Origin of the sequence: Octadecabacter ascidiaceicola, assembly GCF_900185015.1 — a bacterium.
Lineage (GTDB): Bacteria > Pseudomonadota > Alphaproteobacteria > Rhodobacterales > Rhodobacteraceae > Octadecabacter > Octadecabacter ascidiaceicola.
The window spans coordinates 26102-46941 of record NZ_FXYD01000003.1 but is presented as its reverse complement, the minus strand read 5'-3'; the positions used below and the strand labels follow the sequence as shown (position 1 = coordinate 46941).

21 protein-coding genes are annotated in these 20840 nt (G+C 56.1%); 11 read left to right on the top strand and 10 right to left on the bottom strand.

Going from position 1 to position 20840, the window contains the following annotated elements; all coding sequences use genetic code 11:
• Positions 1-63: 63 nt before the first annotated feature.
• Both gshB and OCA8868_RS08965 read left to right on the top strand, forming a co-directional pair.
• Positions 64-999 carry a glutathione synthase gene (gene gshB, locus OCA8868_RS08970; protein ID WP_093996757.1) on the top strand — a complete coding sequence of 312 codons (936 nt, stop codon included), beginning with the start codon at positions 64-66 and terminating at the stop codon, positions 997-999.
• Positions 996-1886, top strand: a complete 891-nt coding sequence (locus tag OCA8868_RS08965) for an alpha/beta hydrolase fold domain-containing protein (protein WP_245848152.1) — start codon at positions 996-998, stop codon at positions 1884-1886. The genes gshB and OCA8868_RS08965 overlap by 4 nt, the downstream gene beginning before the upstream one ends.
• On the opposite strand, the gene OCA8868_RS08960 is transcribed toward OCA8868_RS08965, so the two are convergent.
• The 4 genes from OCA8868_RS08960 to cobU form a co-directional block, all read right to left on the bottom strand.
• Positions 1856-3367 (bottom strand): YifB family Mg chelatase-like AAA ATPase, encoded by a 1512-nt coding sequence (locus tag OCA8868_RS08960; protein WP_093996257.1) that lies wholly within the window; start codon positions 3365-3367, stop codon positions 1856-1858. The genes OCA8868_RS08965 and OCA8868_RS08960 overlap by 31 nt on opposite strands.
• Before the next feature lie 86 nt (positions 3368-3453).
• A complete protein-coding gene (locus OCA8868_RS08955) occupies positions 3454-4143 on the bottom strand; it encodes a glutathione S-transferase (protein WP_093996256.1) in 690 nt (229 codons plus the stop codon).
• Positions 4144-4202: 59 nt separating this feature from the next.
• Positions 4203-4778 (bottom strand): histidine phosphatase family protein, encoded by a 576-nt coding sequence (locus OCA8868_RS08950; protein WP_093996255.1) that lies wholly within the window; start codon positions 4776-4778, stop codon positions 4203-4205.
• Positions 4775-5308 carry a bifunctional adenosylcobinamide kinase/adenosylcobinamide-phosphate guanylyltransferase gene (cobU, locus tag OCA8868_RS08945; RefSeq protein WP_093996254.1) on the bottom strand — a complete coding sequence of 178 codons (534 nt, stop codon included), beginning with the start codon at positions 5306-5308 and terminating at the stop codon, positions 4775-4777. The genes OCA8868_RS08950 and cobU overlap by 4 nt, the downstream gene beginning before the upstream one ends.
• A gap of 172 nt (positions 5309-5480) precedes the next feature.
• Here cobU and coaBC point away from each other — a divergent pair, with 172 nt between their 5' ends.
• The 6 genes from coaBC to OCA8868_RS08915 are packed head-to-tail and all read left to right on the top strand — an operon-like array spanning position 5481 to position 11897.
• Positions 5481-6668, top strand: coding sequence for a bifunctional phosphopantothenoylcysteine decarboxylase/phosphopantothenate--cysteine ligase CoaBC (gene coaBC, locus OCA8868_RS08940; protein WP_093996253.1), 1188 nt, complete (start codon positions 5481-5483; stop codon positions 6666-6668).
• Positions 6668-7120: a dUTP diphosphatase gene (gene dut / locus OCA8868_RS08935; RefSeq protein WP_093996252.1), complete on the top strand. Its 453-nt coding sequence runs from the start codon at positions 6668-6670 to the stop codon at positions 7118-7120. The genes coaBC and dut overlap by 1 nt, the downstream gene beginning before the upstream one ends.
• A gap of 11 nt (positions 7121-7131) precedes the next feature.
• Positions 7132-8175: a HesA/MoeB/ThiF family protein gene (locus OCA8868_RS08930; protein WP_093996251.1), complete on the top strand. Its 1044-nt coding sequence runs from the start codon at positions 7132-7134 to the stop codon at positions 8173-8175.
• Positions 8176-8235: 60 nt separating this feature from the next.
• Complete coding sequence (locus tag OCA8868_RS08925) at positions 8236-9021, top strand: transporter substrate-binding domain-containing protein (protein WP_093996250.1); 786 nt, start codon at positions 8236-8238, stop codon at positions 9019-9021.
• Between the two features lie 6 nt (positions 9022-9027).
• Entirely contained in the window at positions 9028-9825 is a 798-nt protein-coding gene (locus tag OCA8868_RS08920; protein ID WP_093996249.1) for an amino acid ABC transporter permease, read from the top strand.
• A gap of 56 nt (positions 9826-9881) precedes the next feature.
• On the top strand, positions 9882-11897 hold the full coding sequence (locus OCA8868_RS08915) for a M3 family metallopeptidase (RefSeq protein ID WP_093996248.1): 2016 nt from the start codon (positions 9882-9884) through the stop codon (positions 11895-11897).
• A gap of 58 nt (positions 11898-11955) precedes the next feature.
• Here the strand turns inward: OCA8868_RS08915 and OCA8868_RS08910 are convergent, their stop codons facing one another.
• The gene (locus OCA8868_RS08910; RefSeq protein ID WP_093996247.1) at positions 11956-12495 is read right to left on the bottom strand and encodes an SH3 domain-containing protein; all 540 of its coding nucleotides are present in this window, start codon (positions 12493-12495) and stop codon (positions 11956-11958) included.
• 110 nt (positions 12496-12605) lie between these two features.
• On the opposite strand from OCA8868_RS08910, the gene OCA8868_RS08905 reads away from it, so the two are divergent.
• The gene (locus tag OCA8868_RS08905; RefSeq protein ID WP_093996246.1) at positions 12606-13592 is read left to right on the top strand and encodes a 2-hydroxyacid dehydrogenase; all 987 of its coding nucleotides are present in this window, start codon (positions 12606-12608) and stop codon (positions 13590-13592) included.
• Here OCA8868_RS08905 and OCA8868_RS08900 read toward each other — a convergent pair whose 3' ends face one another.
• Together OCA8868_RS08900 and OCA8868_RS16505 are read right to left on the bottom strand one after the other, a co-directional pair.
• Positions 13593-14228 carry a lipase family protein gene (locus tag OCA8868_RS08900; protein WP_093996245.1) on the bottom strand — a complete coding sequence of 212 codons (636 nt, stop codon included), beginning with the start codon at positions 14226-14228 and terminating at the stop codon, positions 13593-13595. It abuts the gene before it with no gap.
• A 106-nt stretch (positions 14229-14334) separates the two neighbouring features.
• On the bottom strand, positions 14335-14535 hold the full coding sequence (locus OCA8868_RS16505; protein ID WP_143849593.1) for a hypothetical protein: 201 nt from the start codon (positions 14533-14535) through the stop codon (positions 14335-14337).
• Between the two features lie 375 nt (positions 14536-14910).
• Between OCA8868_RS16505 and OCA8868_RS08895 the strand changes: the two genes are divergently transcribed.
• Positions 14911-17421: a GcvT family protein gene (locus tag OCA8868_RS08895; RefSeq protein ID WP_093996244.1), complete on the top strand. Its 2511-nt coding sequence runs from the start codon at positions 14911-14913 to the stop codon at positions 17419-17421.
• Between the two features lie 10 nt (positions 17422-17431).
• Here the strand turns inward: OCA8868_RS08895 and OCA8868_RS08890 are convergent, their stop codons facing one another.
• Positions 17432-18397, bottom strand: a complete 966-nt coding sequence (locus OCA8868_RS08890; protein WP_093996243.1) for a phosphotransferase — start codon at positions 18395-18397, stop codon at positions 17432-17434.
• A gap of 182 nt (positions 18398-18579) precedes the next feature.
• On the opposite strand from OCA8868_RS08890, the gene OCA8868_RS08885 reads away from it, so the two are divergent.
• The gene (locus OCA8868_RS08885; protein WP_179214825.1) at positions 18580-19122 is read left to right on the top strand and encodes a Hint domain-containing protein; all 543 of its coding nucleotides are present in this window, start codon (positions 18580-18582) and stop codon (positions 19120-19122) included.
• Here the strand turns inward: OCA8868_RS08885 and OCA8868_RS08880 are convergent.
• Both OCA8868_RS08880 and OCA8868_RS08875 read right to left on the bottom strand, forming a co-directional pair.
• Complete coding sequence (locus OCA8868_RS08880; RefSeq protein WP_093996241.1) at positions 19119-20192, bottom strand: NAD(P)/FAD-dependent oxidoreductase; 1074 nt, start codon at positions 20190-20192, stop codon at positions 19119-19121. The genes OCA8868_RS08885 and OCA8868_RS08880 overlap by 4 nt on opposite strands.
• 3 nt (positions 20193-20195) lie before the next feature.
• Positions 20196-20591, bottom strand: a complete 396-nt coding sequence (locus OCA8868_RS08875; RefSeq protein ID WP_093996240.1) for a hypothetical protein — start codon at positions 20589-20591, stop codon at positions 20196-20198.
• Between the last annotated feature and the right edge of the window lie 249 nt (positions 20592-20840).

The following is a 20840-nucleotide window of genomic DNA, read 5'->3' as shown; positions in this document are numbered from 1 at the left end:
TGGGGCGGGTCCATGTAGGGGAGACCCTTTTAGATGGACTTCGTTATGACCGCTATAAAACCTCTGACCGTTGCCTTTCAAATGGACCCTATTGATGCTGTTGATATCAACGCCGACAGCTCTTTCCGCCTCGCCGAAGAAGCACAGGCGCGTGGGCATAAACTGTTCTATTACACGCCAGATCAGCTGAGCTATCAGGAAGACCGCGTTCTTGCGCGTGGGCAGGATTTGGTTGTTCGTCGGGAAGAAGGCAATCACTTCACAGTTGGTGAAATGCGCGAACAAGACCTCGCAGAGGTCGACGTGATCTGGCTACGCCAAGACCCGCCTTTCGATATGGGTTACATCACAACGACCCATATTCTGGATCGGATTCACCCTGACACCTTGGTCGTGAATGATCCATTCTGGGTGCGAAACTACCCTGAAAAACTGCTCGTGTTGGATTTCCCAGATCTGACACCCCCAACAGCGATTGCACGCGACCTTGAAACGCTTAAAGCCTTCCGCGCACGCCACGGCGATGTGATCCTCAAGCCGCTCTATGGGAATGGTGGGGCGGGTGTTTTCAAGCTGTCAAAGGGCGATAGCAACCTCGCGTCATTGCATGAATTATTCGCCGGAATTAACCGTGAGCCATTGATCATGCAGAAATTTTTGCCAGACGTTAGCGCGGGCGATAAGCGTATCATCCTCGTGAATGGCGAACCCGTCGGCGCCATCAATCGTGTGCCAGCAAAGGGCGAAACCCGTTCAAACATGCATGTTGGAGGCCGCCCAGAAAAGATCGGCATGACAGAACGCGACCTTGAAATTTGCGCCCGCATCGGCCCGCTGCTGCGTGAAAAAGGACAGGTCTTTGTCGGGATCGACGTGATCGGCGACTACCTGACCGAAATCAACGTAACGTCGCCTACCGGTATTCAGGAACTCGAACGCTTTGACGGCGTCAACATTGCCGCCAAGATTTGGGAGGCGATTGAGGCCAAACGCCCATGACGACACCCTCAATAAGGCTTCGGTTACTAACGTTCGGAATGCTTTGGCTGGTGAAGCCCAAGTTGAAGCGGACCGGAACCCCTGAAAAAGCGAACCGCAGTTTTGAGCGGGCCGCGCCATTTTTATTTAGCAAACCCAAAGGCTTGGAAGTAACCCAAGACGGCCCGTCAAGCCGAATAACCGTCGGAACACCCATCGCAAACCGCGCAATCCTGTTCCTGCACGGCGGTGCGTTCGTAACGGGATCACAACGCAGCTATCGCGCCTTCGCTGGCCGATTGGCCAAGCGCACAAAGGCCGCCGTTTTTCTTGTTAATTATCCAGTGTTGCAGGACGCGCCGTTTCCAGCAGCCCCAATTGCCGCACTCAAAGCATGGGACCACCTAATCGCGAATGGCAGGAAGCCGCATCAGATCGTGATTGCGGGCGACAGTGCGGGCGGAAATTTGGTGTTCGGTTTGTTGTCGACTGTACTTGCGCGAAACGAACGCCCAGCCGCGGTCCTCGCGTTTTCGCCATGGGCAGACCTAACCCTGTCAGGGGAAACGATCACGACGAACCAAGAAAAAGACCCGCTGATCCCGGTTAGCCGAATGCAAGAAGCGGTCGATCTGTACTTGAACGGCGCGGATGCGAAACACCCTCTCGCGAGCCCACTGTTTGCTGATTTCCAGAACCCGCCGCCAGTCTTGATCCAAGTCGGCAAGGACGAAGCTTTGCGAAGTGATTCCGAGAGAATGGGTAAGGCAACGGGCGGAACTGTCGATATCTGGCCCCATGTTCCGCACGTTTGGCAGATATTTGATGGCCGACTTCCCGAAGCCAACGCCGCAATGCGCAAAGCCGCGGCCTTTGTTCAAAGCTCCTTTGAAAGCGCCAAGCGATAGCCCACGGCCTCTGCCACGTGGGGTTTACGCACATCGTCACACCCATCCAAATCCGCGATTGTGCGAGCGACCCGCAAGACGCGGTGATACCCACGCGCGCTCAGGCCGAACCGATCTGCTACCCGCAACAATAGGGCCTTTCCCTCGGTGTCCGGCGTCGCGACTTCCTCTAACGCGCTGCCTTCAAGGTCCGCGTTAACCCGCAAATCAGTACCCGCAAACCGCTCCGCTTGAATGTCTCGACCCTTCGCGACCCGCGTTGCGATCGCCGCGGAGTTTTCACCAGATTGCGGAAGGTCGAGGTCAGACAGCGCCACCGGCGGCACCTCAATCCGCAGATCGAATCGATCCATCAATGGCCCCGAAATGCGCGACATATACTCTTCACCGCAGACAGGAACGCGAGCACAGGCACGCATCGGGTCGGCTAAATACCCGCATTTACAAGGGTTTGCGGCCGCGATCAGCATGAACCGACAAGGGTAGCGGACATGTGCGTTGGCCCGCGCCACCACGACTTCGCCTGCTTCAATAGGCTGGCGGAGCGTTTCCAGAACGGTGCGCGGGTATTCGGGGAATTCGTCCATGAATAAAACACCATTATGCGCGAGTGAGATTTCCCCCGGCTTTGCTCCGCGCCCGCCCCCAACAATTGCGGCCATCGACGCGGTGTGATGTGGTTCTCGAAACGGGCGGGCGCGGCTAATTCCTCCTTCGTTTAACAGCCCGGCAAGGGAATGGATCATCGACGTTTCAAGCGCTTCCGCAGGTGTTAGTGGCGGCAAGATACTTGATAGTCGCGCGGCCAACATAGATTTCCCGGACCCGGGCGAGCCGACCATCAAGACATGATGGCGGCCTGTTGCTGCGATCTCTAGTGCGCGTTTGGCTTTCTCTTGCCCCTTAACGTCACTGAAATCTCGCCCTCCCTGAAGCGGTGCGATCTCGCCTGGTTCCGCGGGTGAAAGCGGTGCTTGGCCTGTGAAGTGGCGTAGGGTTTCGGCAAGCGTTTTGGGCGCGAACACGGCCGCAGCATCGACCCAAGCAGCTTCGGGGCCACAAGTTGAAGGGCAAAAAAGTGATTTGTTTTCAGTGGCGGCTGCCATAGCAGCAGGAAGCGCACCTAGAACCGGAATGAGCGTACCATCCAACGAAAGCTCCCCCAATGCGACGGTTTCCGCCAGCTTGTCATGGGGTATAACGTCGAGCGCCGCGAGCAGTGCAAGCGCGATCGGTAGGTCAAAATGAGACCCGATTTTTGGTAAGTCCGCAGGCGAGAGGTTAACAGTAATTTTTTTGGAGGGCAGGGCGATCGACAAAGCGCTGAGCGCCGCGCGAACGCGATCTTTCGCTTCGGAAACGGCCTTGTCAGGTAAGCCTACAATTGAAAATGCCGGCATCCCCGGGGCGGTTGCGCATTGAACCTCGACCAACCGCGCCTCAACACCCTCGAACGCGACCGTGTAGGCGCGTGCTACCATTTCAAACCCTTTCCCTACCGTTAATGATCATTAACAGCAGGGTGGTTACTGAATGGTAAATGCTCCGGAAATTACACAGGATACGTTCAGACCGGCCACGGCTCAGTTGGTAAATCAAGGTCGAACTTCGGCATGACTGGATCGTTTTGCAATCCATCTGCACGCCACTTCTGAAATGCGGGATCGGCAAGATGCGCAGCAACATAGGCCTTCGTCACAGGTCGCGTGTCGAATTTGTAGGCAGCCAAACGCGCGGCCATGGGCGCAAATATCGCGTCCGCAATACAGTAATCTCCGCAGAGCCAAGGCGTGGTGGAATCTGATTTTTCTCGTGCGTTGGCCCAGATGGTCTCCAACCGATCGAGTTCTTTTTCTATCTCCGGAGGTGCGACCGCACCTGTAAATACGTGGCGTAAATTGACTGGCCAATTGCCGCGCAAACCGCCAAAACTGGAATGCATTTCCGCCGCAACTGTTCGCGCTAAAGCGCGTGCTGCTGGGTCTGTTGGCCACATGTTCGCTTCGGGAAAACGCGATGCCAGCTCCTCAGCAATCGCGAGGCTATCGGACACGACAATGCCGTCTGGCGTCACCATTGTTGGCAATGTTCGTGCTGGTGGGATGTCTTTTAGAAAGCGTGCAACGTCTGCTTCTTCTTTGGGCAACACGATTTGAATGTCGAAGTGTTCAGACAAGCCGAACTTTTCAACCATCATATTGGCCGCAATGGACCAGCTAAAATACAAGCGATTTCCGAGGATTAATTGATATGTCATGAGCCAACGCTACTTTGGGAGACCGCATCAGCGCAAATCGTAATTTGTGTTGGGGCCTTTCACGGAACGTGATTGACCCTCGCGACGCCGTAGGTTGGGCGAACTTGAATTTCAGTAATTGAATAGTTGTCGATCCGATGGGCGAGGGCGGCATAGGGAGTGATACCCGCAGCCCGTTGCATCTGTGTCAGGATCGCACCGAAGTGCGCGACGGCAATGATATCGCGGCGCGGGTTGTCTGCGATGACTGAGGAAATTTCGCTAGAAACACGATCAGCGGCGGCATGCCAGCTTTCACCATTTGGCGCAGCAACGTCGCCCGGATTTTGCCAATACGTTCGCGACAAATCTGGCCATTTTTCGGCAACCTCAGAAAAATGCAGCCCGTCCCAATCCCCAAAATCAAATTCGCGCAGGCCCGCCCGATGGGGAAGCCGCAATCGGCGGCCTTGGATCGCTGTCGCCGTGTCCACGCTGCGGGAAAGATCAGAAGAAACGACAAGCGCATTTTGGGGTAACGCTCCATCCAACCGCGCAATCTGCGCTTCGTCAGACAGGTCTGCGGGGACATCGCGATGACCCACAAAGGTCTTTTCATGGGTTGGCGCGTGGCGCACCCAATATATGACCGTCACGTTAACATGTCCTTATCCCCTTTGAGGATTTGCGGTAGCCCGGCAATAACATTCACAACCAAATCGGCGCGCGCAGCGAGCGATTGGTTCAGCCGCCCCTGTGCATTGCGAAACTGCCGCGCGAGGGCGTTATCAGGGACAATCCCGTGGCCGACTTCGTTGGAAACGACGATGACTTGGGCGGGGCACGCTGCAATCGCGGCCAAAAGAACTACAGTCGCCTCCGATGCATCCTGCTCGGCAAGCAGCACGTTGCTAAGCCAAAGGGTCGCGCAATCTAGCAAAACGACTTCGCCTTCGGCCCGTTCTGAAATTGCATCTGCAATCTCTAAAGGGGCCTCAATAGTTAACCATTCAGACCCACGTTGAGCCTTATGCGCTGAGACCTTCGCACGCATTTCATCGTCAAAGGCTTGAGCGGTAGCAATGTACACACGTGACCTAGTGGATTGAAAGCAAAGGGCTTCTGCAAAGGAAGACTTGCCCGATGCGGCGCCACCTAAGACGAGTGTGAATTGGGGCAGAGGCAAAGAAGGACCTTTCTGTGATCCGTGGCGTTGCGTAATTCGTAAACAGAACCCCGCCAAAAGCAAAGCGCTCGGATTGAACCATAAGGTTTATGTCTGCCTAGTTCGGATATTCGTGTCTGGCCACCGCCCGCGCGACCCCCTAGTCTTTACGCGTTAATGAGAGGGCAAGCGTATGGCTGGCAAGAAAATTCTGTTGATCATCGGCGGCGGTATCGCGGCATTTAAATCGCTCGACCTGATCCGCAGGTTGCGCGAACGCGGGCATTCCGTGACTCCGGTTTTGACCAATGCGGCAACCGAGTTCGTAACGCCACTTAGCGTTTCCGCTTTGGCGGGCGAAAAGGTTTACCAAGACCTGTTCGATCTGAACGATGAGGCCGAAATGGGCCACATTGAGTTAAGCCGCGCCGCTGACTTGGTCGTCGTTGCCCCCGCAACGGCTGATTTGATGGCAAAGATGGCCGCTGGTTTGGCGAACGATCTTGCCTCGACCTTGCTGATGGCGACGGACAAACGCGTGCTGATAGCGCCGTCCATGAACGTACGTATGTGGGAACATGCTGCGACCCAGCGAAATCTGAAAATCCTTCTTGAAGATGGTATTTTGATATGTGGCCCTAATGAGGGTGATATGGCCTGTGGTGAATTTGGCTTTGGCCGAATGGCTGAGCCACTGGAAATCGTAGGCGCGGTTGAAACGGCCGTGAACGACGGCCCCCTTAAGGGGCGGCATATTTTGGTAACCTCTGGCCCGACACATGAACCAATCGACCCTGTTCGCTACATCGCGAACCGCTCGTCCGGCGCTCAGGGTACCTCGATCGCGCGCGCATTGCTCAGCCTTGGTGCGCAGGTGACTTTCGTGACTGGTCCTGCGGATAAGGCGGCCCCGATGGGTGTCGATTTGGTTGAAGTCCAAACGGCAGACCAGATGCTTGAGGCGGTCAATTCAGCGCTGCCGGCCGACGCCGCAATATTTGCCGCCGCGGTCGCAGATTGGCGCGTGGCGAACGCTGCCGATCAGAAAATAAAGAAAGATGGCAATGGGTTACCTGTTTTAGAGTTCGCTGAGAACCCAGACATTTTGGCCTCCGTTTGTGCGGGGAAGCAAAAGCCAAAGCTCGTCGTTGGGTTCGCGGCGGAAACACAAAACGTCATCGAAAACGCGACCGCAAAGCGTAAGCGCAAGGGCTGCGATTGGATTGTGGCGAATGATGTGTCGCCCAGCACGGGCATTATGGGTGGATCCGAGAATGATGTTACCTTGATCTCAGAAGATGGCGCAGAAAACTGGCCACGCATGGGCAAGGATCAGGTCGCGCAACGCTTAGCTGAAAAAATCGCCGAGGCATTGGGCTGATGGTGACAATCCGCTTTGAATGGCTTGATGGCGCAGACGAAACGCTCGGCCTGCCAACATATGAAACGTCCGGCGCTGCTGGCGCTGATCTAAAAGCAAATTTCGCTGATTGTCAGGGTGTTACCCTTGCCCTGGGCGCACGAACGCTGGTGCCAACGGGCCTACGTTTGGCCATCCCAGACGGGTATGAAGTGCAAATCAGACCGCGTTCTGGCCTCGCGTTGAAACACGGGATCACGCTGCCCAACAGCCCCGGCACCATCGACAGCGATTATCGTGGCCCTCTTGGTGTGATCGTGCAAAATGGTGGCGATGAGCCTTTCGAAATCACCCACGGCATGCGGATTGCGCAGATGGTTGTCGCGCCCGTGGTGCAGGGCGTGTTTGAGGTTGGACAAGTCGATGAAACCGCGCGTGGCACAGGCGGGTTCGGCTCAACCGGAACGACATAGGTGGTCACGCGATGATGATTGTTATCGGTCTCGCAGCGGCCCTTTGGGGCATCGGGTTGGCGATGAAACTGCCACGATCCTACCGCTTTGCAATGATCGCAGTATTGCTTGCCGTCGTGATCGTTCTGCACTTTGTTTTGCCGGATGGTCATCCGATCAGGCGTAACACGGGTGATGAACCTGAAGTGTGGATATTTGCTGTTTTTGCTGGATTGGTGGTCTTTGGGTATTCGAATTTGCTATCAGCGTTGCGCGCGCGCTCCGGCCCCGTGACGAATGACAGTATCCAAGCGAACAGCGACGAAGGACCGTTTACCGATTCCGAACTCACCAGATATGCCCGCCATATCGTGCTGCGCGAAATCGGCGGGGCAGGGCAGAAGGCGTTGAAGGATGCTTCTGTATTGGTCGTCGGTGCGGGGGGCTTGGGCGCACCGGCGCTGCAATATCTTGCCGCTGCTGGTGTCGGCACGATCGGCGTTATTGACGACGACGTGGTCGATAACTCCAACCTCCAGCGACAAGTCATTCATACCGAACCGAGTATCGGCAAGCCAAAGGTGCAATCCGCGGCTGAGGCCATGCGCGCGCTAAATAGCAATGTCACCGTAAAACCATATCAGCGTCGACTGACCCGAGAGATCGCATCAGAATTGGTCGCGGAATATGATCTCGTGCTCGATGGTACGGATAACTTCGAGACACGCTATTTGGTAAATGAGGTCTGCGTTAAAGCACAAAAACCGCTGATTTCAGCTGCTTTAACCCAGTGGGAAGGGCAGATCAGTGAATACGTCCCACATGCTGGTACGCCATGTTATCAATGCATTTTTCCAGAGCGTCCCGACCCATCGCTGGTGCCAAGTTGCGCAGAAGGCGGCGTGCTCGGTCCGCTGCCTGGCGTGCTTGGTGCAATGATGGCTGTCGAGGCCGTTAAGTCCTTAACAGTTGCGGGCGAGGGCTTGCGCGGACGCTTGCTGATCTACGATGCACTTTACGCCGAAACGCGCATTATCACGATAAAGCCGCGCACAGATTGTTTGATTTGTGGCTAATGCTTGCCACCATAGCCTGCTGCGCCATACTCGACCCAATCCAACCTGAGGGAGACTGCCATGAAGACACAATTGATCGCTATTACCACCGCCCTATTCGCCACAACCGCGCTGGCCGATGGGCATTTGCCGAACCTTGAAGGTCGCGAAATTGTCGTTGTTACGGAAAACGCCTATCCGCCGCTTCAGTTCATCGATGGCGACGGCAATGCCGTTGGTTGGGAATATGACGCCATGGCCGAAGTCGCGGAGCGCCTGAACGCGACGATCACTTACGAAAACATCAGCTGGGACGCGATGATCCCTGCGGTCTCCGAAGGCCAATTCGATATGGGCATGACCGGTATCACTATTCGCGAAGATCGCGCCGAAATCGTCGATTTTTCAGACACTTACATGACGTCTGAAATGGTGATGCTTGTACGCAGTGACGAGGAACGCTTTGCGGACGCCGCCGGCTTTGCCGCTGATGATGACCTGCTTGTCGCCGCACAGCCGGGCACCACGCCGTTTTACGTCGCTGTGTACGATGTGCTTGATGCAGATGAGGCCAACCCGCGCATTCAGCTTTTTGAAACCTTCGGTGCGGGGGTTGCTGCCCTTCGAAACGGGGACGTCGACCTTGTGTTGACGGATGGTACAGCTGCCAACGGTTATGTTGACGCCTCAGATGGCGGGCTGAAAATCGTCGGAGAGAAGCTTGGCACTGAAGACTTCGGCTTCATCTTCCCGCAAGGTTCCGACCTTGTTGAGCCGATCAACGCGGCAATCGCTGACATGCAGGGGGACGGCACCATTGAGGCGCTGAATGTGCGCTGGTTCCTGGACTATAAACTTGGCGAGTAAGGCGGCGTGATAACGCCCCAGCAAGATCGGGATTTCCCGTATTGGCTGCTCATCGTTTTGGCGGTGGGCGGCTATTTGTTTTGGCAGGTGGTCGCGGATGATCTGTATTCAGACGTTCTGAGAACCCTATCAAAGGGCATAAAAATAACGCTATTCGTCACGATCATTGGGTTCGCTTTGGCAGCCAGCATCGGCCTTGGCCTCGCGCTGATGTCCATGTCGCGATGGATCGTCGTACGCCAAACCGCCCGGCTTTACATCGAAGTCGTGCGCGGCGTGCCAATTATTGTGCTCCTTTTATACGTGGCCTTTGTGCTGGCCCCGCTTCTTGTGGCCGGCTTCAATTTGGTCATCGAAGGGCTGGGTTTTGATCCCATCCGCAACCGCGATTTCAGCATGCTTTGGCGCGCTGTAATTGCCCTGACAATCGGGTATTCCGCATTCATCGCCGAGGTCTTTCGCGCCGGACTTCAAAGCGTCGATAAGGGACAGATCGAAGCGGCAGAGGCTTTAGGCCTTGGTAAATGGCACCGCTTTCGTCACATCATATTCCCACAAGCCTTTCGCCGTATCCTTCCTCCTTTGGGCAATGATTTCATTGCGATGGTGAAGGATAGTTCGCTTGTTTCCGTATTGGGTGTTTTGGACGTCACGCAGGCTGGCAAGGTCACCGCGGCAGGCAACTTCCGTTATTTTGAAACCTATAATGTCGTCGCGCTGATCTATCTAACGATGACCATCGGACTGAGCCTCGCCTTGCGCCGTCTGGAACGGCATCTTCGGCAGAAAACACCGGACCATTAAGTTGGCGGTGGCACCTTCCCCAACAGCTGCCTAGGTTGGCAACAAAGGAGACTTTCATGACAAATCCGTTGCGTGCGCCTTGGAACACACCGTTTGAATTGCCACCCTTCGATCTGATCGAAGACGCTCATTTCGCCCCCGCCCTTGAGGAAGCCTTGGAAGAAGCGCGCGTCGCAATCGCCGCAATCTGTGATGGCTCCGAACCGACTTTCGCCAACACGATCGAATCCCTGTCCCTCGCTGATGCGCCTCTTGAAAAGGTACTTTCACCCTTCTTCGCCTTGGCGGGGGCTGACAGCAACGAGGTCCGCGAAGGCCTGATGCGGGACTTCTCGCCAATGCTGTCCGCATATTCGTCAGAAATCACCGCCAACGCCGATCTGTTCGCGCGGATCGAAAAGCTTTGGGAAACCCGCGAGAGCCTTGATCTGAACGACGAACAACACCGCGTCTTGATGCTGGTCCACCGCAACTTCGTGCGCTCTGGCGCGGAACTGACGGGCTACGCCGCTGACCGCTTGGCCGAGGTAAAGCAACGCCTTAGCGTGCTTGGAACCCAATTCACACAAAACCTTTTGGCGGATGAGCGCAGTTGGTTCATGCCCCTTGATGACATGGCAGGCCTGCCTGACTTTGTGATCCAAGCGGCAACAGCGGCTGGCGAAGACAAAGACGCTGGCGGCCCCGTTGTTACCCTCTCACGCTCCTTGATCGTGCCGTTCTTACAGTTCTCGCTGCGACGCGACCTGCGCGAAAAAGCCTATGAAGCATGGACAGCCCGTGGCGCAAACGGTGGTGAAACTGACAACCGCGCCTTGGCCGCTGAAATCCTCGCCTTACGCGCCGAACGCGCGAACCTGCTCGGGTATGACAGCTTCGCCGACTACAAACTCGAAACCGAAATGGCGAAAACACCAGGCGCCGTGCGTGCGCTTTTGATGCAAGTCTGGGAACCCGCCAAATCCGCTGCCGAAGCGGACGCGCAAGTCCTACAAGCCACAATGCACAATGATGGCGAAACCGGCCCGCTGGAACCGTGGGATTGGCGCTATTACAGCGAAAAGCGCCGCGCCGCCGAACACGACCTCAATGAGGCAGAGCTCAAACCCTACCTGCAATTGGACCGCATGATCGAAGCAGCATTTGACTGTTCAAACAGGCTGTTCGGTCTGGAATTTGCGCCCATCGACGCGCCGCTCTACCACGAAGACTGCCGCGCTTGGGATGTTACACGCAACGGCGAACACGTGGCGGTTTTCATCGGGGATTACTTCGCACGCGGCTCCAAACGCTCCGGCGCGTGGTGTTCAGCAATGCGTAGCCAACAGAAACTGGCGGGCGACATCCGCCCTCATGTGATCAACGTGTGCAACTTCGCCAAACCGCCGAAAGACGCGCCCGCCTTGCTGTCATACGACGACGCCCGCACCCTATTCCACGAATTCGGCCACGCCCTGCACCAGATGCTATCCGATGTGACGTACGAGCTGATTTCAGGCACCTCAGTGCCGCGTGATTTCGTCGAACTTCCCAGCCAGCTTTACGAACACTGGCTCGAAGTCCCTGACGTTCTTGAGAAATTCGCCACCCATGCCGAAACGGGCGAACCCATGCCGCGCGATCTGCTGGACCGGATGCTTGGGGCTGCAACCTACGACATGGGCTTTTCCACCGTCGAATATGTCGCCTCCGCGATGGTCGATCTGGCGTTCCACGAAACCGAAGATGCCCCCGCCGATCCGATGCAAAAGCAGGCCGAAGTCCTTGAAAGCCTCGGCATGCCCCACGCAATCCGCATGCGCCACGCCACACCGCACTTCGCCCATGTGTTCGCGGGCGACGGGTATTCAAGCGGCTATTACAGCTACATGTGGTCCGAAGTCATGGACGCTGACGCCTTCCAAGCGTTTGAGGAAAACGGCGGCCCATTCGACCCCGCCATGGCCGCGAAGCTGGAAAAACACATTCTATCCGCTGGCGGATCAGAAGACGCCGCCGTCCTCTACCAAAAATTCCGAGGGTCCATGCCAGACGCAACTGCATTGCTAAAAGGGCGCGGCCTAGCAAACTAAGGCGCGTCCCATCTCTTTCTTTGGCTCTTAAATACTCAAGCCCCGCAGGGCCGATTGGCTAGTCGCGCAACTCGTCCGGTGCGACGCCAAACAGCGCGGTTTTCGGCGCCCAACCACGGTATCCGTCCGCCCGCAGGCGGCACCAGTCCGCACTGCATTCGCCAAGGTCAGCAATCACACCAAGCTCCAATATGGCAATCTCGGCAGAATCCGCGACAGGCTGCCCACGCAGGACCAAAAGATCGCGATCAACAATAACCGTGCGGTTGCCCGACAGCAGGGAATAATGCACCCAGCCACCCATACCTTCACGGTCTACAACACGGCGCCAGTGGCCGTATTCGCCCACAACACGCAGCGGCATGTCACGGCGTTGAAAGACCCAGTCAATCCGGTGGGAAAGCGAAGGACCACGGCGCACGTTCGCCTCATTGGCCTTCAGCGACACAAAACGCGGCATCGGCAAGTTTGTCACCGGCCCACGTTCACCTTGAACGGCGGTAATCGGCGTCACGGTTTCGGGGGCCGCTTCTTGTGCAACAACAGGCGCACCAAACGCCATCGCGATCGCCAGACAAACTGTACGTGTAAAAATCATAATCTCTGCTCTCGTCTGGCCCTGAATTTATATGGTGGTTCTTGTGCCACCGGACCTTTGAGGGCAACTTGGCAATAACCGCCCCGTAGGGCAAGCAAAGGGACACCATCATGCCAAGCAAACGTCTAAGTGTTACCGTCACGCGACGGTTGCCCGATGCAGTTGAGACGCGGATGCGCGAATTGTTCGACGTGACCCTGCGCGACGATGACACGCCGATGACCACGGCAGAGCTGATTTCGGCGATGCAGACCTGCGATGTACTGGTCCCGACGGTTACCGATGAAATCAATGCACAGGTTCTCGGGCAGGCGGGGGATCGGCTGAAACTTATTGCGAACTACGGGGCAGGGGTGGACCACATCGATGTGCAAACCGCACGCCAACGGGGGGTCTTGGTGTCCAACACACCGGGCGTTGTTACCGAAGACACCGCCGACATGACGATGGCGTTGATTTTGTCGGTCACACGCCGCATTCCCGAAGGCCTCGCGCTGATGCAGACTGGCGACTGGGACGGCTGGGCGCCAACGGCCATGTTGGGCGGGCGCATTGCGGGCCGCCGGCTGGGGATCTTGGGCATGGGGCGTATCGGGCAAGCCGTCGCCAGACGTGCCCGCGCGTTCGGAATGCAAATCCACTACAACAACCGCCGCCGCCTGCGCCCCGAGGTCGAGGGCGATCTGGACGCGACATGGTGGGACAGCCTCGACCAAATGGTCGCCCGCATGGACATCATATCCATCAACTGCCCGCATACGCCCGCGACGTTCCACCTGATGAACGCACGCCGTTTGAAACTGATGAAACCGGATGCAGTCATCGTGAACACAGCCCGCGGCGAAGTGATCGACGAGAACGCCCTAACCCGCATGTTGCGCGCCAGTGAAATCGCGGGCGCTGGTTTGGATGTTTACGAGAACGGCACAGACATTAACCCGCGTTTGCGCGAGCTGAAGAACGTCGTGCTGCTCCCTCACATGGGTTCTGCCACAGTCGAGGGGCGCGTTGAGATGGGCGAGAAAGTCCTGCTGAACATCAAAACATTCGACGACGGCCACCGCCCGCCTGATCTCGTCGTTCCGGCAATGCTGTAACTATCGCGGCCAGCTTTTAACGATTTTCCCCGCACGCCGCTCAATCTTCATCAGATCGATGTAGTGCTCCATCGCGTGCCGCAGCCCTTTCTCTTTTTTCACGGGATGCATGACCTCGGTGTTTCCAACGCGTCGGTACCCAAGGCCCTTCGGGGGCAATCGCCCCACAGGATCATCGTTGCGCACCACGTTCAACACGAGGTGTTCGCTCGACAGTTTGCGGGATCCTTGCCGTGGCATCGGTGAGGCAAACCCAATTGCGGGAACGCCGTAAATACAGCCAAGAATCTGAGCAGCCGCCGCGCCTAAAGAATGGCCGACGATGAATGTTGGCCTCGCGCTTCCAAGTTTATTGGAGATGGTCGCCGCATGCCCAGCAAAGCCCCTATGCCAAATCGCATTCCCACCTGCCTTGCCTTTCAACTTCCAAGAAACTTTCTGCTTCCCGATTACAAGATTTGACTTGGTCCAATCTTCGGTATCGTTCGTTCCTGGAATGACCAATGTGTTGTTTGATAACAGGTAAGCCTCAACGTGACCCTCGCGAACGGTTGTACGAACAGGGGGCAGGTGGGATTTGCCCCGATAGCTGTTGGCGACAAGTTCGGCGGCGTCCATCAGATCCATATTACGCATAACTATACTCCCTTTGGTTTCCCTAAGGTCAATTATGCACTGACATAAGTCGAGTCGGGTTTCCCGCACCTCAAGAAGTGTGCGGCACTACCCGTAAAATAAGGTGTTAACGTACAAGGCTCATGGTTGAAAAACGCATGAAATCATTTTCCGAACGCGTACCGACTGGGCGCGGTGTATAGCTTTCAGCTGCTTCAAAGCCTGAATACAGCGTATCGCTGGTATCCATCCGTGAAGCGAATTCGGGCGGTGTACATGCCCCAAGAACCATCGCAGCGCCAAGCGCTGTTAGTGAAATACGTGTCATTACTGCTCTCCTCGTGGGGCCGCTTAACACGGCTCTCTCACGTTACTCTGACGTCAACATAGGCGCAGTCTGTTCATTCTCCTAGGGGGAACTGCACCCATATTACCGCCTGTCGCAAAATTACCGCACTCGTTAACCTTTTGATAATACTTCACGTTCTTGCCAAAGTTGAAAATAGCTTACGTTAAGGGAATGTGGGCGAAAGTAGGCTGTTTTGACGGTGCATGGCCGTCGTTGAAGATGGGATCGGTTCCTGCCTTTTTCTCATGATTTTTAGCACATGGTCGGTTTTGGTGCGTTTGGAGTCGGCGAAGCTTGGCGAAGCCCGCGTAATTGCGCCAAATTACGTGCAAGTACCGCTAGGGAGTCGCACGGATGAAAACTACAGTAAAAGCCTTGGTTGTTGGCGGCGGTGCCGTCGGAACGTCAATCGCATATCACCTCGCCAAGGCAGGTTGGGATGATGTGATGTTGCTGGAACGCGACGAACTTACGTCAGGGTCCACATGGCACGCAGCGGGCTTGCTGCCGTTGTTCAACATGTCCTACGCGACGACCCACATCCACAAATACTCGGTCGACTTTTACAAAGAACTTGAGGCCGAGACAGGCCTGAACGCTGGCTTCGCTGTCGTCGGCAACCTGCGCATGGCCCAAACCAAGGAACGCATGGAAGAATACATGCTTTATGCGTCCACGGCTGAAACCTGCGATGTGCCATTTGAATGGCTGACACCCGAACAGATCAAAGAACGCTGGCCCCTGATCAACACCGAAGACCTCGAAGGAGCGATCTACCACACAGAAGACGGCTACATTAACCCAGCCGACGTCACCATGGCGATGGCCAAGGGCGCGCGTCAACGCGGCGTTGAAGTCGTGCGCAAATGGCAGGCCGACGCGTTCAACTGGAACGGCTCTGCTTGGGAAGTCACCTGCACCAAGATGGTCGAAAAGGGCGGCAATCTTGTGTCGTCCGACGAACAAATCGTTATCACCGCCGAACACGTTGTCACCGCATCCGGCAACCACGCCCAACGCACCGCGAAAATGCTCGGCATCAAGATGCCCGCGATCCCTGTTGAACACCAGTTTATCGTTATGGATCAAGATCCTGCGCTGGTCGAATTTCGCGCAAACGGTGGTGTTGAACACCCCGTTGTCCGTGACGCCGACGCCCAATCCTACGTGCGCGAAGAACGCGGGGGCTGGATCCTCGGCGTCTATGAAAAGAACGCGCCTGCAGTGTTTGAACACGGCGTGCCAGACAGCTTCCGTGCCGATCTGTTCCAGCTCGATCTGGAACGCATCGAAGAACAATACATGGCGATGATCCACCGTGTCCCATCCTGCGAAGAAAGCGGGCTGAAGGACGATTTCAACGGCCCGATTTGCTACACCCCAGACGGCAACCCGCTGGTCGGCCCTGTGCCGGGATTGCGTAACATGTGGCTCGCCGAAGGGTTCTCATTCGGCATCACCGCTGCTGGCGGTACAGGCTACTACCTCGCGCAGATGATGGTGGACGGCGAAGCCGAAATCGACATGGCAAGCCTCGATCCCAAACGCTACGGCGACTGGATGACCACCGAGTTTGCCGCCCGCAAAAACGAGGAATGCTACGACCACGTCTACACCCTGCACCACCCAGACGAGGAACGCCCCGCTTGTCGCCCCTTGCGCACGGCCCCCGCATATGATCGCCAAAAAGCACGCGGCGCACAGTTCGGGTTCGTCAACGGCTGGGAACGCCCGAACTACTTCGGCCCGCTGGATGCGCCTGACAATTTCGATCACGACAGCCGCTCCTTCCGCCGCGGCGCATGGTGGCAACATGCCGTGGATGAAGCCAAAGCTATCCGCGAAGGCGTCGGCCTAATCGACGCCACAGCCTTCACCAAACATGTCGTAAAGGGCCCCGGCGCGACCGCGTTTCTTGACTGGTTCACCACCAACAAACTCCCGAAAATCGGCCGCATCAACCTGACCTACGCACTTACGTCCCACGGCACCACACGCACCGAATACACCATCGTGCGCACGGGCGAGGACAGCTATTACCTCGTCTCTGCGGGCGCATGGACGGACTATGACGCCGACTTCCTGCGCAAAGCGATCGAGGACAAAGAACCCGAATTTGGCCGCATCGACTGCCAGAACGTCACCACCCAATGGGGCGTCTTCGCCATCGCGGGCCCGAAATCCCGTGACGTGTTGAACGCGGTCATCAATGACGCAAATCCAGAAACGGCGCTACACAACAAAAACTTCCCGTGGTTGTCTGCCAAGCAGATTGAACTGGGCATGTGTCCGGTCAACGCCATCCGCGTGGCCTACACCGGTGAACTCGGCTGGGAACTGCACCACCCGATGGAAATGCAGAACTATCTGTTTGATTTGCTTGAAAAAGCGGGTGAACCGCACGGCATGAAACTGGTCGGTGCACGGGCGCAAAACTGGCTGCGTCAGGAAAAATCCTACCGCGCCTTCGGCACCGAACTGGGCCGTGATGCGACCCCGCTTGAGGCCGACTTGCCGCGCTTTGTGGACCTCGAAAAGGACTTCCACGGCAAAGAAGCGATGCAGAAAATCGGCATCCGTTCAAAATGCGTCACGCTGCTGATTGACGGGCCCGCCGACGCAGACCCATGGGGCCGCGAAGCGCTGATCCATGACGGCCAAAAGGTCGGGCGTCTAACCTCGGGCGGCTATTCCGTGGCCTTCAACAAATCCATCGGTATGGGCTACCTGCCGCCGGAACTGTGCGAGGTCGGCACGAAGGTAAAGGTGCGCATGTTCCGTGAATTGTGGGACGCAGTGGTTGTCGAAGACAGCCCCTATGATCCGAAAAACGAAACCATTCGCAAAAACGCTGACGGAGCTTAGCCCCTGTGGGCTAAGCTTTAAACGCAATATCCAAACGCTGCTTCAACCGCAAAAACTGCAACTGCTGGCTTTCGTTTTTGGCGTAGCTGGACCTTTCAATCGAGGCCCAGTCAATCAACAGCCGTCCCCGCATCGCGACGTCAAACAGCTTGGGTTTGATCGCGTGCTTGTAGCCTTTGAAAAACATCTCGCGGTGTTTGGCGATAATACCGGATCGGTCGATTTCTTCACCGGGCACCTGTCGGTAGATATCAACCTTTAGAAAATCCACAGTATCGTATAGCGCCATTTTCATGCGTGCCTCGGTTAGATCAAAGGCATACGTCATTCCGGGGGCCATCATTATGTTTTCACTGTGAAAATCCCCGTGGCTCCAGGCGCGGGTGCTCTTTGTGTGGTGAACGTCAACGATCTCCTCGCGCAGGATATCACGCATCCGTTCCACGTTCGCTAATGGCGCTTCCATCTGACCGTCTTCGATCCGTGCGTTGATCTCATGCACCATCCATTTGCCGTCAAACTTTCCCTGTTTCGGCTCTTTAAACTCGTGCATTGCGGTCAGCCAAAGCCCTGCACGGCGGTAGACCTGTCGGGTTGTTTGCAGTTGCTGTGATTGCTGCAACCTTTGCCCAGCTGTCAAAAAAGCAAGAAAATCCATGGCAAAGAACGTGCCCGCCTTGGATAGGTAAATCGGCGTCGCTGTTCCCAGTTTTTCGTAGGTCTGAAAATGCGCGTTCAGTTGTTTCAAGCCATCAAATTCTTTCGCCAGTCTCGCGGTGACATCAGATGTGAAGTCAATCTTCATCGCATAGAGGTCATTGCCCAAGGCGACTCGCAAAACTTGACGTTCCAATGGCAAAACCGGAGAGGTGAAAATGCGCGTAACCTTTGGGAGACCATGAAAACCCATCGCATCCGAGAACTCACGCAGCATCGCGCTAATTGCTTGAAAATTAGGGTCAGATTCACTCAGCATGGGGTACTTTTGCGCGTCTCTCTCGTGGGGTCAACGTGAACGGTCTAGCGTCGAACATTTAAAACGAACTGTCCAAAAGTACAGGTAAAACTGACAACACTTGCCTCAATTGCGTCACGATGGCGCCAGTTTGCTACATTAGAAATTGTTTAAACCGAGGAACGACATCGGAAAGAGCAGATATGAGATTTCAACCAGAGCTACAGGCGCTTGCCCCATGGATTGCAGCGTTTGGCATCACACCACAGACCCGCATTTTAACCCCCACAGGGCAACGTGCAGCGCGTGATTTGCAGATCGGTGATATGGTTGAAACCCGCGATCATGGCCCACAGCCAATTGCCAACATCCGTGAAGCATTTGCGGCACCGAGTGAACGCAATCATTTCCCAGTTTGTATCGCGCAGGGCGCACTTGGGTTTGGTCTTCCACATTCTGACCTAAACGTCGGGCCGCAGCACCGCGTTTTGTTTGAACACATCCGCGTCCCTTTAATGTTTGGGGCGGACGCGGTGCTGGTTCGGGCAAAGTCCCTCGCCGTGAGCCACCCGAACGTGAAAGTGGTCCGCGCAAAAATTCCCGTTAGCTACATTCAGATTTCACTGGCCGAACAGCACATCTTGTTCGCAGAAGGCGTTCCAATTGAGTCGATTATGCCTGAGGGCGAATGCGATTTGGGCTACATGACATTGCGATCTTGGGAACTGATGGTCGCCGTCGCCTAAACGAAACGGGCAGGGGACAGCTTCGCGACCATATCCGCTGCGATTTGCGGTGTGTTTCCAACTGCTAGATCGGCGGCCAATTGACTCGCCGCGGGTGCGGTCTGAAAACCATAACCACCTTGTCCCGCCATCCAAACAAATGACGGATCAGCCTTGTCCGGCCCCAAAACCAGATTGCGATCTGGCGCAAAGGTGCGCAGTCCTGCCCAATTGGAAAGCAATCGCGTTACGGGTTCCGTCACATGCGCCTCATACCGCGCCAAACCTTCCGCTAGCATCATATCATCCGCCCAAGCATCCATCGGTGGCATGAAAACCTCTTCGGCAGGCGACACAATCAGCGCACCTGCGTCAGGCTTTGCGTACCAATCTTCACCGGGGCCAAACAGCATCGGCCAGTCTGAAACGTCATGCCCACCGGGGGCAGGGATGCGGGCCATAGACCGGCGCAATGGCGTGACACCAAGCGGCGCAATACCAGCCATTTCAGCGACCACATCCACCCATGCGCCAGCGGCGTTTACGACAACGCGGGCGTTCAAAACGTCTTCTCCAACGCGAACGTCCCAGCCTGCCGAAGTGCGGGTCACGGCTGAAACTTCAGCCGAGCTTCGTACTTCGCCGCCATTCCCTCGCACTTCGCTCGCAAAGTTCTGCACGAGACGGTCCGTGTCCAGATCCCACGCATCCGCGTCATAGCCAGCCCGCGTTACCGTATCGTTCAGGATCGGCAGCATCGCGCGCGCCTCTGAAACGCTGATAGTGTCCAGATGCATCCCCGCCAAATCCGCTTCAAACGTGTCTTTGTCGTCGGCCGTCCCAACCAACATCAACCCACGCGGGCTGGTCACGCCGCCATTCGCCTCGAAGTGATAGTCGCGACTGGCTTCATTCAACGCAACGGTCGACGCCAACCCGTAGCTTTCCTCAAACAACGCGGCAGAGCGCCCCGATGCGTGATACGCCAGCGCGCTTTCACGTTCCAAAACAACAACATGCCCATGGTGGGACAACCGCGCACCGACAGACGTGCCAGCAATGCCGCCGCCAATAACCAGAAAATCAATCATACCTCAGCGCCCCCGAAGCGAACGTAAAAACAGCCCGATACCACCGATCAACAAGATCATGATCATCAGCAAATCAAACGCGCTCATCCGCACCAAGGTGAAGTTGATAGATGCAATCACCCCGACAACCAGCGCAAGGACAGACCCCAGCGCCAGAACCCAGCCAATCCAATTCCGGCTGTTGTAAAAGATCATGCCAACGCCGAATGCGAAAGGGACCAGAACCAGCCCTGTTGTGACGGGAAAGCCACCCACAGCGAACATTTGATTACCGAACCCGAATTGCGGCCGCACCATGATCCCTTTCAGGAGCAAATACCCCCCTGCAATCATCATGATAATCCCGATCAGAAAGCTACCTTCCCCGCCGTTCGTTCCACCTGCACCGCGATATGGCATTTTACGTTCCTTAGAATTTTTCGCGAGCTTAGGGGAGGGTGCGAGGGGAGGGAAGTGGAGGTTTTGGGGAAACGTTTAACTATTAGGTGCAAAGACTTAGTCGCGCATCGCGACAATCGCCATTTGGTCTTGTGATGTATGTGGGTTTACGTCAACGTCAACTGGCTCAAACTGTGTAGGGTTAAGGCATGCCGTGAACTTCGACGAAGCGGTGCGACGACATAGGATTGAGCTGGTTGGATTGGACCT